14 protein-coding genes are annotated in these 15,586 nt (G+C 53.9%); 9 read left to right on the top strand and 5 right to left on the bottom strand.

Annotated elements, in window-relative coordinates:
• Nucleotides 1–91: 91 nt before the first annotated feature.
• The 5 genes from G7064_RS07990 (at nucleotide 92) to G7064_RS07970 (ending at nucleotide 4,190) form a co-directional block, all read left to right on the top strand.
• A complete protein-coding gene (locus G7064_RS07990; protein ID WP_165963477.1) occupies nucleotides 92–835 on the top strand; it encodes an OmpA family protein in 744 nt (247 codons plus the stop codon).
• Nucleotides 836–1,017: 182 nt separating this feature from the next.
• Nucleotides 1,018–1,320, top strand: coding sequence for a YMGG-like glycine zipper-containing protein (locus G7064_RS07985; protein ID WP_240935811.1), 303 nt, complete (start codon nucleotides 1,018–1,020; stop codon nucleotides 1,318–1,320).
• 267 nt (nucleotides 1,321–1,587) lie between these two features.
• Complete coding sequence (locus G7064_RS07980) at nucleotides 1,588–2,292, top strand: OmpA family protein (RefSeq protein ID WP_166073180.1); 705 nt, start codon at nucleotides 1,588–1,590, stop codon at nucleotides 2,290–2,292.
• A 121-nt stretch (nucleotides 2,293–2,413) separates the two neighbouring features.
• Nucleotides 2,414–3,175, top strand: coding sequence for an endonuclease III domain-containing protein (locus G7064_RS07975; protein ID WP_166073179.1), 762 nt, complete (start codon nucleotides 2,414–2,416; stop codon nucleotides 3,173–3,175).
• Between the two features lie 31 nt (nucleotides 3,176–3,206).
• On the top strand, nucleotides 3,207–4,190 hold the full coding sequence (locus G7064_RS07970; RefSeq protein WP_166073178.1) for a radical SAM protein: 984 nt from the start codon (nucleotides 3,207–3,209) through the stop codon (nucleotides 4,188–4,190).
• Here the strand turns inward: G7064_RS07970 and G7064_RS07965 are convergent.
• Nucleotides 4,187–4,693 carry a hypothetical protein gene (locus tag G7064_RS07965; protein ID WP_166073177.1) on the bottom strand — a complete coding sequence of 169 codons (507 nt, stop codon included), beginning with the start codon at nucleotides 4,691–4,693 and terminating at the stop codon, nucleotides 4,187–4,189. The genes G7064_RS07970 and G7064_RS07965 overlap by 4 nt on opposite strands.
• Before the next feature lie 80 nt (nucleotides 4,694–4,773).
• Here G7064_RS07965 and G7064_RS07960 point away from each other — a divergent pair, with 80 nt between their 5' ends.
• Nucleotides 4,774–5,289, top strand: a complete 516-nt coding sequence (locus tag G7064_RS07960; protein ID WP_166073176.1) for a gamma carbonic anhydrase family protein — start codon at nucleotides 4,774–4,776, stop codon at nucleotides 5,287–5,289.
• Nucleotides 5,290–5,362: 73 nt separating this feature from the next.
• Here G7064_RS07960 and G7064_RS23020 read toward each other — a convergent pair whose 3' ends face one another.
• Both G7064_RS23020 and G7064_RS23015 read right to left on the bottom strand, forming a co-directional pair.
• The gene (locus tag G7064_RS23020; RefSeq protein ID WP_317172856.1) at nucleotides 5,363–5,941 is read right to left on the bottom strand and encodes a hemolysin family protein; all 579 of its coding nucleotides are present in this window, start codon (nucleotides 5,939–5,941) and stop codon (nucleotides 5,363–5,365) included.
• The gene (locus G7064_RS23015) at nucleotides 5,896–6,693 is read right to left on the bottom strand and encodes a hemolysin family protein (RefSeq protein WP_317172845.1); all 798 of its coding nucleotides are present in this window, start codon (nucleotides 6,691–6,693) and stop codon (nucleotides 5,896–5,898) included. The genes G7064_RS23020 and G7064_RS23015 overlap by 46 nt, the downstream gene beginning before the upstream one ends.
• A 229-nt stretch (nucleotides 6,694–6,922) precedes the next feature.
• On the opposite strand from G7064_RS23015, the gene G7064_RS07950 reads away from it, so the two are divergent.
• The 3 genes from G7064_RS07950 to G7064_RS07940 all read left to right on the top strand — a co-directional run bounded on the left by G7064_RS07950 (nucleotide 6,923) and on the right by G7064_RS07940 (nucleotide 11,116).
• Nucleotides 6,923–9,106, top strand: coding sequence for a protein-disulfide reductase DsbD family protein (locus G7064_RS07950; RefSeq protein ID WP_317172844.1), 2,184 nt, complete (start codon nucleotides 6,923–6,925; stop codon nucleotides 9,104–9,106).
• 456 nt (nucleotides 9,107–9,562) lie between these two features.
• Nucleotides 9,563–10,027, top strand: a complete 465-nt coding sequence (locus tag G7064_RS07945; protein WP_133271814.1) for an Lrp/AsnC ligand binding domain-containing protein — start codon at nucleotides 9,563–9,565, stop codon at nucleotides 10,025–10,027.
• 126 nt (nucleotides 10,028–10,153) lie between these two features.
• Nucleotides 10,154–11,116, top strand: a complete 963-nt coding sequence (locus tag G7064_RS07940) for an energy transducer TonB (protein ID WP_166073174.1) — start codon at nucleotides 10,154–10,156, stop codon at nucleotides 11,114–11,116.
• 71 nt (nucleotides 11,117–11,187) lie between these two features.
• Here the strand turns inward: G7064_RS07940 and trxA are convergent, their stop codons facing one another.
• A complete protein-coding gene (gene trxA / locus G7064_RS07935; RefSeq protein ID WP_084446370.1) occupies nucleotides 11,188–11,520 on the bottom strand; it encodes a thioredoxin in 333 nt (110 codons plus the stop codon).
• A gap of 252 nt (nucleotides 11,521–11,772) precedes the next feature.
• Nucleotides 11,773–15,453 (bottom strand): DNA polymerase III subunit alpha, encoded by a 3,681-nt coding sequence (gene dnaE / locus G7064_RS07930; protein ID WP_166073173.1) that lies wholly within the window; start codon nucleotides 15,451–15,453, stop codon nucleotides 11,773–11,775.
• Nucleotides 15,454–15,586 lie beyond the last annotated feature (133 nt).

Below are 15,586 nucleotides of genomic sequence, written 5' to 3'. Positions count from 1 at the left end.
ATTCCACGAACTTTTTCAGTCGAAATGCAGTAAGCAGCACTGAAATCATCGATTACCCATTTAATTTCTGTTTCACTAAGTACACTCTCCCATGAAATCCTCCAACTCAATTCTTTCTCTTTTTCTGGCCTTCACCCTGTTCTTAGGCTCTTGCGCTACGTCGCAGCAGGGCACGGCTACCGGCCCCGATACGTCGGCTAACGGCACAGGCCCCCGTAAGACTGGTACCAGCCGTACGGTGAAGGGTGGTGCCATTGGTGCTGGTGCTGGTGCCGTAACAGGTGCTGTGCTAGGGCGTGTGATTGGTGGTAAGTCGGGTACGGCAGCGGGCGCTATTATTGGTGCAGCCGTGGGCGGTACGGGCGGTGCTCTTATCGGCCGTCGTATGGACAAGCAAGCCGAGGAACTGCAGCGCGATATGCAGAACGCCAAAGTTGAGCGCGTAGGAGAAGGCATCAAAATTACCTTCGACTCCGGTATCCTCTTCGATACGAACGCTGCAACGCTGCGTCAGGCTTCGATGACAGAAATCGACAAAATGGCTGCTACGCTACAGAAGTATCCAGACACCAACATCTTGGTGGAAGGCCACACGGATGCTAGTGGTTCGGACGCTATCAACCAGCCGCTCTCCGAGCGCCGGGCGCAGGCAGTAGCTAACTACACTACTTCTAAAGGTGTAGATGCTTCGCGCATCCAGACCAAGGGCTATGGCTCGTCGCAGCCAATTGCTGATAACACCACCGAAGCCGGTAAGCAGGCTAACCGTCGGGTAGAAATTGCCATCTACGCCAACGAAAAGATGAAGAAAGCCGCCGAAGAAGGCCGCCTATAAGCGCCACGCTTTAGCTGTAAATTGTAGAAAGGCCGCCCATTAGGGTGGCCTTTTTTGCGTAATAGGTAAGCTGAACTGTACATGATATTGTCGCAGCTATTTTGGGCTAACCTAAACAGCCTGATTATCGTTTACCGCTCAGATTATCACCGATTTGATCGGACCACCTAACGAGAAAAATCATGAAAACTCTTCGCGTGTATTTTGCTGTGGCTGCGGCCATGCTGTTTTTAGGAAGTAATACTGCTCTGGCCCAAAGCGACACTCAGCCCGTAAAAAAAGGCTGGAGCCGTAAAGGCAAGGGCGCCGTTATTGGCGCCGGTACGGGGGCTGCGGCAGGTGCTATCATCGCCGGTAAAGGCGACCGGGGCAAGGGCGCCGTTATTGGTGCTGGCGCAGGTGCCGTAAGTGGCGCCTTAATTGGTAAGCGGCGCGACAAGAAGAAGGACCCCGTCCGGCACCGGGAGTACACGAAGAAAGACTAGTTAGACCTTGCCAATTGGTTGTTCTAACAAAAGGCTGCCCCGATGAAGGGCAGCCTTTTTAGTTTCTACCAAAATTAACTCAACTATATTCGCTTCAGAAAAAGCCCTTTACGAGTGCGTAAGGGTACTTTTTTGTGGGTGAATAGGATAGGAGCAGGAGTTTGGCAAGGTGGTTGCCTTTCATCTAGCCATGGAAGGTAATTTATTCCAAACCCTTAACCAGCCTTTTACCAACGAATACCAAAACAAACCCCTTTACATTACATCATGAAAACTTCCCGTTCGTACATCGCCTTTATACTAGCCCTGTTGCTGTTAGGGGGCAATTTCGCCCAAGCCCAAGACACGACCACCAAGAAGCCAATGAGCAAAACCGCTAAAGGCGGTCTGATTGGTGCTGGTGCTGGTGCCGTAGCTGGCGGCGTACTGGGCCGCGTGCTTGGTGGCAAAAACAGCACCGCTGGTGGTGCTATTATCGGTGCAGCCGTAGGTGGTGCCGGTGGTGCCCTCATTGGCCGCCGCATGGATAAGCAAGCTGCTGAACTGAAGCGCGAAATGGCCGGTGCCAAGGTAGAGCGCGTAGGAGAAGGCATCAAAATTACGTTCGACTCCGGTATCCTGTTCGCTAAGAACTCGTCTAACCTGACTTCTACTGCTCAAAGCAATATCGCTGAGCTGGCTGCTACGCTGAAAAAGTACGGCGACACCAACGTACTAATCGAAGGCCACACCGACACGAGCGGTAACGACGCCATCAACGATCCTTTGTCGCAGCGTCGGGCCCAAGCAGTTGCTAACTATGCTCAGAGCCAAGGTGTAGACGCTTCGCGCTTCCAGACCAAGGGTTACGGTTCGCGTCAGCCTATCGCTGACAACTCGACTGAGGCTGGCCGCACGGCTAACCGTCGCGTAGAAGTAGCCATTTATGCCAACGAAAAGCTGAAGAAAGCTGCTGAGCGCGGCACCATCTAAGCTTCGCTGATAGATTCCAAAAAGCCCCCCAGAAACTTTCTGGGGGGCTTTTTTGTGCGCGTATGCATCAATATGCCAGCGGGTGCGCAACCTCAGGTTAGCCCAACCGGTACAACCGGCTATGCCAACTACCTACGAGTCGCCAGCCGCTGAGAAAACGCGTGAGAACCATGCAATTCTAAATGGGTTTTATCCGCCGCTGACGTTGGAAACCCCGCGCCGCTCGCCCATGCGCGAGCTGATATCTACGCTGTTATCGCATCGGACTACCCACCACGATGAGGAGCTAGCCTACGATCGGATGCTGGAGGCGTTCGGGGATTGGGAAGGCGTGATGGCTGCGCCGACGGCCGAGTTGGCCCACGCCGTCCGTACCACGCGCTGGCCCGATACCCAAGCCCCACGCATTCAAGAGATATTGCGCCGAATCAAGGCTGAACATGGCGAGATTACGCTGGACTTTCTGGCAGATTGGCCTACTAAAAAAGGGCTGGCTTGGCTGATGGACATGCCGGGCATTGGTCTAAAAACGGCTTCGCTGGTCCTGCTTTTTAACTTTCATAAGCCTGTGCTGCCCGTGGATACGCACGTGCACCGCATTGCTCAGCGCGTCGGCATGATTCCGCCGAAAGCCTCCGCCGACAAAGCACACCAATTATTACTAGCCCAACTGCCTGCCGATGCGCTGGTGTTACTCAACTTTCACAAGCACAACTACTGGCACGGCCAAAAGATCTGCCTGTTTCTGAAGCCCGATTGCCCAAAATGCCCCCTAAAAGGCTTTTGCAACTACTACCAGGAGCATTACGGCCCCGCTACGCCTGAGGCAATGGCTGCCACGCCCAAGCGCTGGGAAGAAGCCTGGGGCAAGCTGCCGCATTAGTCGTCGTTCATAATGGGCTACCTTTGCCACTATGCGCCTCGTTCGACATCCGGTACTCTGTAATTATTACGTCACCTACCGGTGTAATGCACGCTGCTCATTCTGCGATATCTGGGAAAAACCATCGCCCTATATTCAGTTAGAGGATGTAGCCCAAAACCTACGCGATCTGCAGCGTTTAGGCGTAAACGTGGTGGACTTCACGGGGGGCGAGCCGCTATTGCACCGCCAGATTCATGAGTTTGTGGGCCTCGCTCACGACATGGGCTTTATCACTACGCTTACTACCAATTGCCTGCTTTATCCGAAATACGCGGAGCGGCTGCGGGGCAAGGTGGATATGCTACATTTCTCGCTCGACTCGTCGGAGAAGGAAGTGCATGATAAAGGCCGTGGTGTCGCCTGCTTTGATTTTGTGCTGGAAAGCATCCGGGTAGCCAAAGAACTAGGGGAGCGCCCGGATATCCTCTTCACTGTATTTCGAGAAAATCTAGCTCAGCTAGAGGCCGTGTACCGCGACATTACCCAGCCCAATGGCCTTGTCCTCATCATCAATCCGGCCTTTGAGTACAACAGCGTAGCCACCGGCGAACAGCTGACTACCGCCGAGCTGGACTATCTGTCGGCTTTCGGGCGGCGAAAAGGCGTTTATCTCAACGAAGCGTTTATTCAGCTGCGCAAAGATGGCGGCAACCACGTGTCCAAACCGGTATGCCGGGCCGCCAGCACGACATTGGTTATTTCGCCTAGCAACGAGCTGGTACTACCTTGTTATCACCTTGGGGAGAAGAAATTCCCGATTAATGGGCAGCTCTATGAGTTGTATCAGTCGGGGGAAGTGCAGCAGCTAGCGGCGCTGGAAGGCCGCTTGCCCGCTTGCGAAGGCTGTACCATTAACTGCTACATGCAGCCCAGCTTCGCGGTGGAGACTAGCAAGTATTTCTGGCAGGCCCTGCCTAGCACGTTCAGATACAACTTAGCGAAAGGTACTTGGAAGCGAATGCTCGCTCGTTAATGCACCTGCTCAGGTCGTAGCTGCACCATAAACTGACGCAGGGCCTCGGGCTGCTGTGTGCCAAGTAAGATCCGGTCGCCGTTGTGCAGTTCTAGCTGCAAGCCATAGGAGCCAGCAACGTTGTAAGCATAGTTTGACGTAGAGAGGCCTCGAATCCCCCAGCCGCCATATTCGCCCAGGGGGGAATATTTGCGTACATGGGCACTTTTTACTTCTACCCAAGTTACTCGGCGCCAACTCATTGGATAGAGGCGATAGGAAATGCCTTCTTTATCAAAGTGTGTTTCTAGCCGCAAAAGGGCAAAAACACCCATGGTGAGGATAGCGGGCACCACTAACACTAGCCACTTCAAACCGGTTGGGGCCTGCACCCGATCGACCATAAAGAAGGAAACTAAGCCTAAGGCAAGCGGAATGGCTAGGGCGAGCCACCACCAAGGCCGCCAAAACTCCTGACGTTCGGTAAAAAGGGCGGGCAGGATAGGGGCGTTGGTGGATGGCATGATGAATAGATAAGTAGGCGTCGAATCGGGCCTTAATATTAGACTTTCTTTGTTAATCTTTTAAGCCATTCATCCTACGTATGTCCGCTCTGATTTTGCCCGTAAATAGAATTGCTCCCCAGCTTGGCGCCAATTGTTTTGTAGCCGAGAATGCCACAATTGTGGGCGATGTGATGCTGGGAAATGATTGTACCGTGTGGTTCAATACCGTGCTACGAGGCGACGTGAATAGCATCCGTATCGGCGACAAGACAAATATTCAGGATGGCGCCGTTATCCATTGCACTTATCAGAAGGCAGCCACCACAATTGGGGCGCGGGTGAGCATCGGCCACCGGGCCATTGTGCACGGCTGCACCGTGGAAGACGATGTGCTCATTGGCATGGGGGCCATCGTAATGGACCATGCGGTAGTGGGCGCGGGCTGTATTGTGGCGGCGGGCGCAGTGGTGCTAGAAAATACGCAGTGCGAGCCTGGCTATCTGTACGCTGGGATTCCGGCCCGCAAAATCAAGCCCGTAAGCGAGGAGCAACGCGCCATGATTGCCCGCACCGCCGATAACTATGTGCTGTACGCTAGCTGGTTTCAGCAATAGCCCTATACACTACAAAAAAGCCCCCAGAATATTTCTGGGGGCTTTTTTATGATCCTAACGGGAAGCTGATAGCTTACAAGTTCAGTGCTTCGTCGGCCTCTGCCTCACGCTCGGCGGTGGTAATTACCCGAAGCTGCACTAGCTCCACGGCGCGGCGGGAGCGCTTCAACACCCGGAATTCGTAGTTATCGACAACGGCCACGTCGTTTACTTCCGGGATGTTGCCATAAATCATATTGAGCAGGCCGCCCACGGTTTCGTAGTCGTCACCTTCGGGCAGCGGATAGGGCAAGTACTCGTTGGCATCCGAAATGGCGGTGGAGGTATTCACCCGGTACTCATCGGCCGATACTTTCTCTACCACGGGCACTTCGTTATCGTACTCGTCCTGAATTTCGCCTACTAGCTCTTCGATAATATCCTCGATGGTGACGATACCCGACACGCCACCAAACTCGTCGGAGACGATGGCGATGTGCATGTGCTTGCGCTGAAACTGGCGCAGCAGGCGGTTAATTTTCTTGGTTTCCGGCACGAAGTAAGCCGGCCGCATGATTTTGGCTAGCTCTACCGACTCATTCCGCCGAATCAGCTGAAGCAAGTCCTTCACGTAAAGAATACCCACGATATTATCGATGGAGCCCTCGTACACCGGAATGCGCGAATAGCCCTCACTGTACACGGTTTCGAGTACCTGGTCCTGGGGGCATTTATGTCGATGGCGGCAATTTTGGTGCGGGGCACCATGATTTGCTTCACCATCCGATCATTAAACTGAAAGACATTTTCAATTAGCTCGTGCTCCGAATCCTGAATCTCGCCGCTTTGCTTGCTCTGATCGAGTAGCATGCGAAGCTCTTCGGCCGTATGAACTTCCGAGCCGTGAATGGGCGTAATGCCAACGCTTTTCAGGAAGAAGTTGGAAAGCCCGTTCAGTACCCAGATAAAAGGCCGGAATACGAAGTAGAAGAACTGCATTGGCAGCGCCACAAAGAGGCTGACCGACTCGGGCCGCTGAATAGCGAGCGACTTCGGGGCCAATTCGCCAAACACGATGTGCAGTACCGTAATCACGGCAAAGGACGTGGGTAGCGCGATGCGATGCGCTAATTCAGGGTCGGCCTGAAAGCCAACCGCGTCCATGAAAGCGATAATGATTTGGGAAACAACGCTTTCACCGATCCAGCCTAAGCCAAGGGAGGCCAAGGTGATACCGAGCTGAGTGGCCGAGAGATACGCATCCAGGTGCGCTAGGATGCCCTGCGTTACCTTCGCAAAGCGGTTGCCCTCCTGCGCCCGGATGTCTATCTGCGAGGCGCGTACTTTGACAATAGCAAATTCGGCTGCTACGAAAAACCCATTCGCTAACACTAGCAAAATGGTAAAAAGAATATTTAAGGCCATAGTGTCGGAAACTTCGGCTCACGCGGCCAAGTCTCCTATATAACTACAAAAGTACGAGATTCTGTCCAAGCGGTTCGGGCTCTGGTCATATTAGTGCCTGGGGGGCGAAATCAAGCGGTATAAATGTCGTGCGCAACCTCTATCCGCGAAAGTGTGACACTTCCTACCGAACTTTGTTTGCCTTCGAACTGATTATCATCTTATGCTGCCCCAACGAATCCTGCTCTCTTTGCTCCTCCTCCTGCTCGCCGGCGCGAGTTCGATGGCTCAAGTGCTCACGCCTACGAAGCTTTCTACGGCAGTGAGCCAACCGACCGCCAAAGTGGGCGATGAGATAGAGCTAATCGTGAATGCGAAGATGAGCGACACCTGGCACCTCTACGCCACTGATTTTGACCCCGACCTAGGCCCGACGGTGTTCGCGTTCACCTTCCCGAAAAGCGCAGCCTATGCGGTAGTTGGCAAACCAAAATCAGTAGGCTCTAAAAAGAAGTACGACGAAACGTTTGGCGGCGACATCACTTACTTTGAAAAGACCGGCCAGATTCGGCAACGCATTAAGCTCTTACAACCCGGCCCGCTTACCGTTAAGGCTGAGGTAGAGTACCAAACCTGTACCGACGTAGACGGCCGCTGCATTCCCGGCGATGAAACGCTCACTTTTGGTCCGATTGAAGTTGCTGCCGCCGCCGGTACTGGTGCTGTAGTGCCTCCAGCCAACAATCAATCTGCTACCTCATCTGCCTCTGCCGGGCTGAATGCGGGGGGCAAAACGCTCTCCACTTCAACCGTTGCGCCAACTCAGCCAGAGCCAGCCGCGGACTTGTCGCCTACACCGCCTGCTACGGAAGCCCAAGCAGCGGTGGTAGCACCAGCAGCTTCCGTAACTACTGCCTCTGTAGGCGCTGCGGCTCCCGCTACCGATGCTTCCGGCACGGGTAGTATGTGGGGGTTTGGCGTGTTGGCCTTCTTCTCCGGATTAGCAGCCCTTATCACGCCCTGCGTATTTCCCATGGTGCCCATGACGGTATCTTTCTTCACCGGCGGCACCGACAGCCGGGCGCGGGGCATCATGAAAGCCTTGGTTTATGGCTTGTCCATCATTCTGATTTACACCATCATTGGTGTTATCGTAGCACGCTTACTAGGTGAGGACGGTCCCAATTTTATGGCAACTCACTGGCTGCCTAACCTGATATTCTTTGCAGTTTTCGTAATCTTCGGCCTCTCCTTTCTTGGGCTATTCGAGATTACGCTGCCCAATGCGCTCGTGAATAAAGCCGATGCTCAGGCCGATAAAGGCGGCTGGTTGGGCGTGTTCTTTATGGCTTTCACATTGGTGCTAGTGTCGTTTTCGTGCACGGGTCCCATTGTAGCTACTGTGTTGGGTTTGGCGGCGCGTGGTGAAACCATTATGCCGGTAGTTGGCATGTTTGGGTTTTCGTTGGCCTTCGCCTTGCCGTTTACCCTGTTCGCCATCTTTCCATCCTGGCTCAAAAGCCTACCGCGTTCCGGCGGCTGGTTGAATACGGTAAAAGTAGTGTTGGGCTTTGTGGAGCTTATGCTAGCTCTCAAATTCTTGAGCATGGCCGACTTGGCGTATCACTGGGGCCTGCTCAACCGCGACGTGTACCTCGTGCTCTGGATTGTGCTTTCGGCGTTGCTGGGGCTGTATTTGCTAGGCAAGTTCAAACTATCCCACGACAGCGAAATCACCCATTTAAGTGTGCCGCGTTTGCTGCTGGCCATTCTGGCGTTCAGCTTCATGACTTATCTGGTGCCTGGCTTATTTGGCGCCCCCTTGCCGCTCTTGGCCGGCTACTTACCACCTCAGTCGAATCGCGACTTCACGCTGGCAGCGTCGGGGGGCAATTCTGTAGCTCCACTAGCCACTACCGCTGCCAACAAGATTTGTGAAACGCCTCTTTACGGCGACTTCCTGGAATTGCCCCACGGATTAACCGGCTTTTTCGACTTAGAGCAGGCGAAGCGTTGCGCCATCGCCCAAAAGAAACCCATCTTCATCGATTTCACAGGCCACGCTTGCGTCAATTGCCGCAAAATGGAAGCTACCGTTTGGAACGACCCGCAAGTACTCAAGCGCCTCCGCGAAGACTTTATCGTGGTAGCGCTGTACGTAGACGATAAAAAGGAACTACCCAAAAACGAATGGTACACTTCCCGGCGCGACAACAAGAAGAAAAACACGCTGGGTAAGCAAAACGCCGACTTCCAAATAGTAGAGTACGGCGTAAATGCTCAGCCTTACTATGTATTACTCAACGCCGAAGCCGGCAACCGTCCCTTGGTAGCGCCTGTCGCGTATGAGCCTGATGTAGCCGATTTCCTGAAGTTTCTGGATGCCGGCCTAGCCCAATATCGTCGCCAAACCCAGCCAATGGCCGCGCGGTAAAAGGTAAGCTGATTCATCAAAAAGCCCCCAGAAGTACTTCTGGGGGGCTTTTTGATGAAGCTAAAGTTGGAATAAGTCGTCTGGAAGGGGAATAAAAAAGGCTGCACCCACCCAGATGCAGCCTCTCAATTAAGAACGTACCCACCCAGATACGTCCCGGTACTTCCCTTCCCACTTGTAATCCCCAATCAGCTGTAGAAGAAGGGCTCGAACCTTCACAGAGTAGTTAGCCGGCCGCCGGACCAGTTTTTCCCGAATCTCTACCCCGAGAGAGGAGGGCATGTCTACCAATTCCATCATCCTACAAGATGCTCAACCACCTTTCGTGTTTGATTATGACAAATGTAGTAGAACCTTCCGAAAAGTAAAAATATGGTAAGCTTTATCGATAAAATTTACAGTATTTTTAATAAATGATTAGATTTGTTGCAATCTAATAAATGAAAGACCGCAAAAATGGCCCGTGATTACGAACTTGACGATGTAGACCGCAAGATTCTCGCTCTACTCATCGCTGACGCGAAAATGCCCTACACTGAAATTGCCCGCAAAGTGCATGTGTCCGGCGGCACGGTGCACGTGCGCATGGCCCGCATGGAGGAGCTAGGTATTGTGCTCGGCTCCACGCTCCGCGTTGATTATCAGAAGCTAGGCTATGGGGTAAGCGCTTTTCTAGGGATTTACCTTACTAAAAGCTCCGTGTCGGATAGCGTGGCGAAGCTGCTCAGTAAGATCCCAGAGGTTATTAGCATTCACTACACCACCGGCAACTACGGCTTCTTTGCCCGCATTGTGTGCCGCGATACGCAGCACCTGCGCGATGTGCTCCACGACCAAATTCAATTGATTGAAGGCATTGAGCGAACCGAGACGCTTATTTCTCTGGAGGAAAATCTGAATCGCTCTATTCAACTCCTTTAAGCTCACTGCTGCTCCTAAAGGTGCTGTTAAGTACAGATAAGAGTTGAATTGGATTGATCCTTGCGCCACGACCCTACTTAGCTATTGATAACGACTCTATTTGTCACTTCACCGCGATCCGTGTGTATGAAAGTCCTCCTGGTTGCTGTGTTTCTGACCGCTTGGATAGGGCTGCCGGTGCACACACAGGCACAAACGTTGCCGGCTGTTTACCTGAATGCCCGCGACCAGGAAACCGTACCCGACAGCGCCACCCACTACCGGGTGGTAGACTTGCTAAGTGATACTGAATTTGGCGTGCGCGAGTACTCGCTGGCGGGTACGTTGCTGCTGCGTGGCACGCTCAGCGCCATTGAGCCGCCAGTTCGCAATGGCGTCTTTACGTGGCTTTATCCCACAGGCGCCAAAGCCAGTGAAGTACAGTTTCGTGATAACAAAGCCCAGGGGCTGTTTGTAGCCTGGTACGAAGATGGGCGCGTACGCAGTCGGGGAGAGTATGAACTTGGCGAGCGTGTGGGGCCGTGGCTGAGCGTACACCGAAATGGGCATAAACGCTCGGAAGGCAGCTACGAAAAAGGGGAGCCGCACGGCGAATGGCGTTACTACCACGACAACGGCCAACTAAGCGCCATTGAACGTCTATACACGGGCCGTACCCTTAGCCTGACCTATTATCTACCAGATGGAGCGCTCATAACTGGCGCCTCTCAGAAGCGGCAGCCACCAGAGTTTCCGGGTGGAGAAGCTGCCTTGCTGCGCCATATCGCCCAGGCTACAGTGTATCCTAAAGAAGCTCGCCGACGCAATCTGACCGGACAGGTATTCGTGAATTACACTGTGGGCGAAGATGGCCACGTGGGAGATGTGCACGTAGTACGTGGCTTGTCGCCCGAACTCGACAACGAAGCCCGGCGCGTAATAACCAACTTACCTGCCTTCCGACCGGGCCGCGAGTACAATTTGCCCACTGCCATGACGTTTACGCTTGCCATCAACTTCACGCCTAACTTTACGTTGTTCGGCAACGCTCTGCCGCCCCAAGGACCGCCTAGTGAAGCGCGTGCCAGCAACCCCGACACAAATTTTTAAATACGTGTAAGGAGAATAAAAAAGCCCCCCAAACTAAGTCTGGGGGCTTTTTATATAATAAAGGGGGCGCTTTAAGCTACAGTTACCTGAGCGTCTAGCTTTTGGGCCAACACGTGCTTCGGCACGGCACCTACTTGCTTATCTACGATCTGGCCGTTTTTGAATACGAGCAGCGTCGGAATGCTGCGAATGCCAAACTTAGCGGAGGTTTGCGGATTCGAATCAACGTCGACCTTGCCTATAATAACGCGGCCCTCGTATTCGCCGGCCAACTCCTCCACTACGGGACCCACCATGCGGCACGGACCGCACCACTCGGCCCAGAAATCCACGAGCACGGGCTTATCAGAGTTGATTATTTCTTCAAAATTAGAATCGGTGATCTCAATTGCTTTGTGTCCCATGATAGTAGGGGTTGAATGGTGTAGTTATCTGAGTGCTTACGAGCAAACGGGCCGCAAGGTAGCAGATTGCAGTTCAACAAGCCGCACGCCGGAAAGTTCAGATTGTAAAAATAGCTAGTTATCAAATCAAATAAGGCGGTCATGCAGAGCGGCAGCGAAGCATCTCGCGTGCTGATGGTGGATTACTAATCCAACGAAGCGAGCGAGATGCTTCACTCCGTTCTGCATGACGGTCTGATGAGTTATCTAACCTTATATCAACTGACAAGCGTCCATTTCCATCTCCCGCATCTTGTCGATAAACGCTTTCGGCTCGATCTGAAAGCGGCGTGAGAACATGTCGAATGCCAGTTGCTCGTGCGGCTCAGCAAACTGAATTTCAAGGCGCTTTTTGCCGGGAGAGGCGTGAATGGCTTCTTCGAGGCGGTCAATCATAGGGCCGGTAACCGTGCGCAGATCTAAACGAACGCGGACGCCGTTAGCCATCTTCTCTGTTACCTCGTTGAGCTGTTGCATGTTCATGATTTTCAACTCCCATTGATCTTCAGTGCCGTAGCGCAGCGTCATTTTGCCGCGCACAAACATGGGCGGCACCTGATCATTGGCGTAATTGCGGGGGTTGATGATGGGCGCGAAGCGCGTGTACTCGTCGCGGAACAGGGCTAGCTGTAAAGACGAATCATAGTCTTCCAGCGTAAAGGCGGCGAAGGACTGGCCGTTCTTGGTGGTGCGGAAAGCTACGTTGGTAATCAGTCCGGCTACGTTGACTTCACGGTTCTTATACGCGTCGAGCTTTTCTAGAGAACACGTGCAATAGGAGTCAATTTCGAGCTTGTAGTTATCGAGTGGGTGGCCAGAGAGGTAAAAGCCCACCACTTCCTTTTCCCGCCGCAGCTGCTCGGTATTGGTCCAGGGCTCCATATCTGCCACTTTGGGCAGCGGCGCCGCCACGGCACCGAAAGCACCCGCACCAAATAAGCTGTGCTGAGCTGATTCCTTAGCAGCTTGGTGCTGCTGGCCCATGCGCATGGCCTTCTCAATCAGGTTCTGGTCGCCGGAGGGTGCTTCGATGAACTGACGGCGGTGGTAGCGCTCAAACGAGTCGAAGGCGCCGGCTTGGGCCAGGCTCTCGAAGGTTTTCTTATTAACGGCCCGCAGATTTACACGCTTCGCGAAGTCGAACACGTCGTTATAGGGGCCATTTTTCTCGCGCTCCTGCACCAGTTCTTCCACGGCAGCTTCGCCGGCACCCTTCACCGCGGCCAGGCCAAAACGGATTTTGCCCTCCTGGTTTACGTTGAACTTCATGATACTCTCGTTCACGTCGGGGCCCAGTACCTGCACACCTTGCTTGCGGGCTTCCTCGATGAAGAAAGTCACTTTCTTGATGTCGCCCATGTTGTTGGTGAGCACTGCCGCCATATACTCAGCGGGGTAGTTGGCCTTGAGGTACCCCGTCTGGTAGGCTACCACCGAATAGGCAGCGGAGTGGGAGCGGTTGAAGCCGTAGGCCGCAAACTTCTCCATCACGTCGAAGACCTCGGAAGCTTTCTTCGCCGGAATGTTGTGCAGCTTTTTGCAGCCCTCCACAAACTTCTCGCGCTCCTGGGCCATCTTTTTCAGATCCTTCTTACCCATGGCCCGGCGCAGCAAGTCGGCACCACCGAGGGAATAGCCCCCCAGAATCTGTGCGGCCTGCATAATCTGCTCCTGGTACACCATGATGCCCTGCGAGTAGTTCAGGATGGGCTCCAATAGTTCGTGCGGGTACTCTACCTCCTCGCGGCCGTGCTTGCGGTTGATGAAGTTCGGGATGAACTGCATCGGGCCCGGCCGATACAGGGCGTTCATGGCAATCAAATCCTCAATGTTGGTGGGCTTGAGGTCTTTGAGGTACATGCGCATGCCCTCCGACTCGAACTGAAACGTGCCGATGGTGTCGCCGCGCTGGTAGAGGGCGTAGGTTTTCTCGTCGTCGAGCGGAATGTCGTCGATGTCGATCTTGACGCCGTGATTTTTCTCAATCAGGCGCATCGCGTCCTCAATGATGGTCAGGGTTTTGAGCCCCAAAAAGTCCATCTTGAGCATGCCCGCCGACTCAATCACTTTGCCGTCGAACTGGGTGATGAGCAGCTCCGATTCCTTGGACGTGGATACCGGAATGTACTTGGTGATGTCGTCGGGGGCGATGATGATGCCGGCGGCGTGGATGCCGGTGTTGCGCATGGAGCCTTCGAGCTGCTCGGCGAGGCGCAGAATCTGGCCTTTCAGGTTACCCGGCGAGTCGTCGCGCCGAATCATGTCCAACTCCTGTACTTCGGCAAACGCCTTGGCCAGCGTGGTGCCTACTTGCTCAGGCACCATCTTGGTCAGCTCATTGGTCTGGGGCAGTGGCAGCTCTAAGGCCCGCGCCACGTCCTTGATCGACGATTTGGCGGCCATGGTCCCGAAGGTGATAATCTGGGCTACCTGGTTGCGACCATACTTATCTACCACGTAGTCAATGACTTTTTGACGATTCACGTCGTCAAAGTCAATGTCAATATCGGGCATGGAAACCCGCTCCGGGTTCAGGAAACGCTCGAACAGGAGGGAGTACTTAATGGGGTCAATGTTGGTGATGCCCACACAGTAAGCCACCGCCGAGCCCGCCGCCGAGCCCCGGCCCGGACCTACGGCTACGCCCATGCTTCGGCCTTTGTTGATAAAGTCCTGCACAATGAGGAAGTAGCCCGCAAAGCCCATCGTGCTGATAACGTTCAGCTCAAAGTTCAGGCGCTCCTCTACCTCAGCCGTGCGCTCGGAGTAGCGCGGCTTAGGACCTGAAAAGGCCCCCAGGAATGTAAGGTGACGCAGATAGGCGTCGGCGTTGGCGTGCTCGGGCGGAATGGGGAAGTTGGGAAGCAAAATGTCACGCTGGAGCTTGGGCGGCGTGATTTTGTCAACAATTTCGTTGGTGTTGTCAAGTGCCTCGGGCACGTCATGGAAGAGGGCTGCCATCTCAGCCTGGCTCTTGAAGTAGAACTGGTCGTTGGGGAAGCCGAAGCGGGAGCGGGGGCGCGGCATCTGCATTTCCTCGTCGATGCGCTGGAGCTGCCGGCGCACGGCATCGTCGCGGCCGTGGTCGCGGCGCACGTTTTCGAGGGTGTCATAGATGACCTTTTTGTCGCCGCTAACCAGGGTGAAATAGTTGGTCTGGAAGTCGCCGACGGGGATGCTGTGCTCGTCGCCGGTATTCACGCAGAGCAGCAGGTCGTGGGCGGCAAAGTCGGTTTGGTCGACGTAGTGCGAGTCATTGGTGCAAATGACCTTCACGTTGTACTTCAGCGCCCAGCGCAGCAATACTTGGTTGATATCTTCCTGGCTTTTGCCGGTGTTGTCGATGTTCTGGATACCGTGGCGCTGGATTTCGATGTAATAGTCGTCGCCAAATACATCGAGCCACCACTTGAAAATGGCTTCGGCTTCAGTTTCGGTTTTCCAGAGAATGGCTTGGGGCACTTCGGCGCCAATACAGCAGCTGGTGGCAATCAGGCCTTCACTGTATTGCAGCAAGAGCTCTTTATCAATGCGCGGCCACTTGGAATACAGGCCGTCGATGTAGCTCATGGAGCAGAGCTTGGCCAAGTTCTGGTAGCCGGCTTGGTCCTTGGCTAGTAGCAGTTGGTGGAAGCGCTGGTCTTTGCTTTCCTTGCTGAAAATCTTCTTGTGGCGGTCTTCTACTAGGTAAAACTCGCAGCCGACGATAGGCTTTACATTGTATTTACTGGCCTCGGCTACGAAGTTGAAGGCACCGAACATGTTGCCGTGGTCGGTGAGGGCTACGGCGGGCATACCATCTTCCTGCGCCTTTTTCATGAGCTTGCCAATGCTGGCCTGGCCGTCGAGCAGGGAGTATTGGGTGTGGCAGTGAAGGTGAGAAAACGTAGGCATGGCAAGTATTTTAAGCGGACAAGAATCTAGTAAAGATACCCAGCTCTGATCGGAGTTGGAAGCTGAATTCGGCCGTTGCCTGATTTACAGCTAGATAAAATGCCCCCCAGATCGTCGCGCAAGTGGCGGCAAG

This window comes from Hymenobacter sp. HDW8 (assembly GCF_011305775.1).
GTDB classification, from domain to species: Bacteria; Bacteroidota; Bacteroidia; order Cytophagales; family Hymenobacteraceae; genus Hymenobacter; species Hymenobacter radiodurans.
Note: the sequence above shows the minus strand (reverse complement) of the source record. Positions and strands in the feature narration are given on the sequence as shown.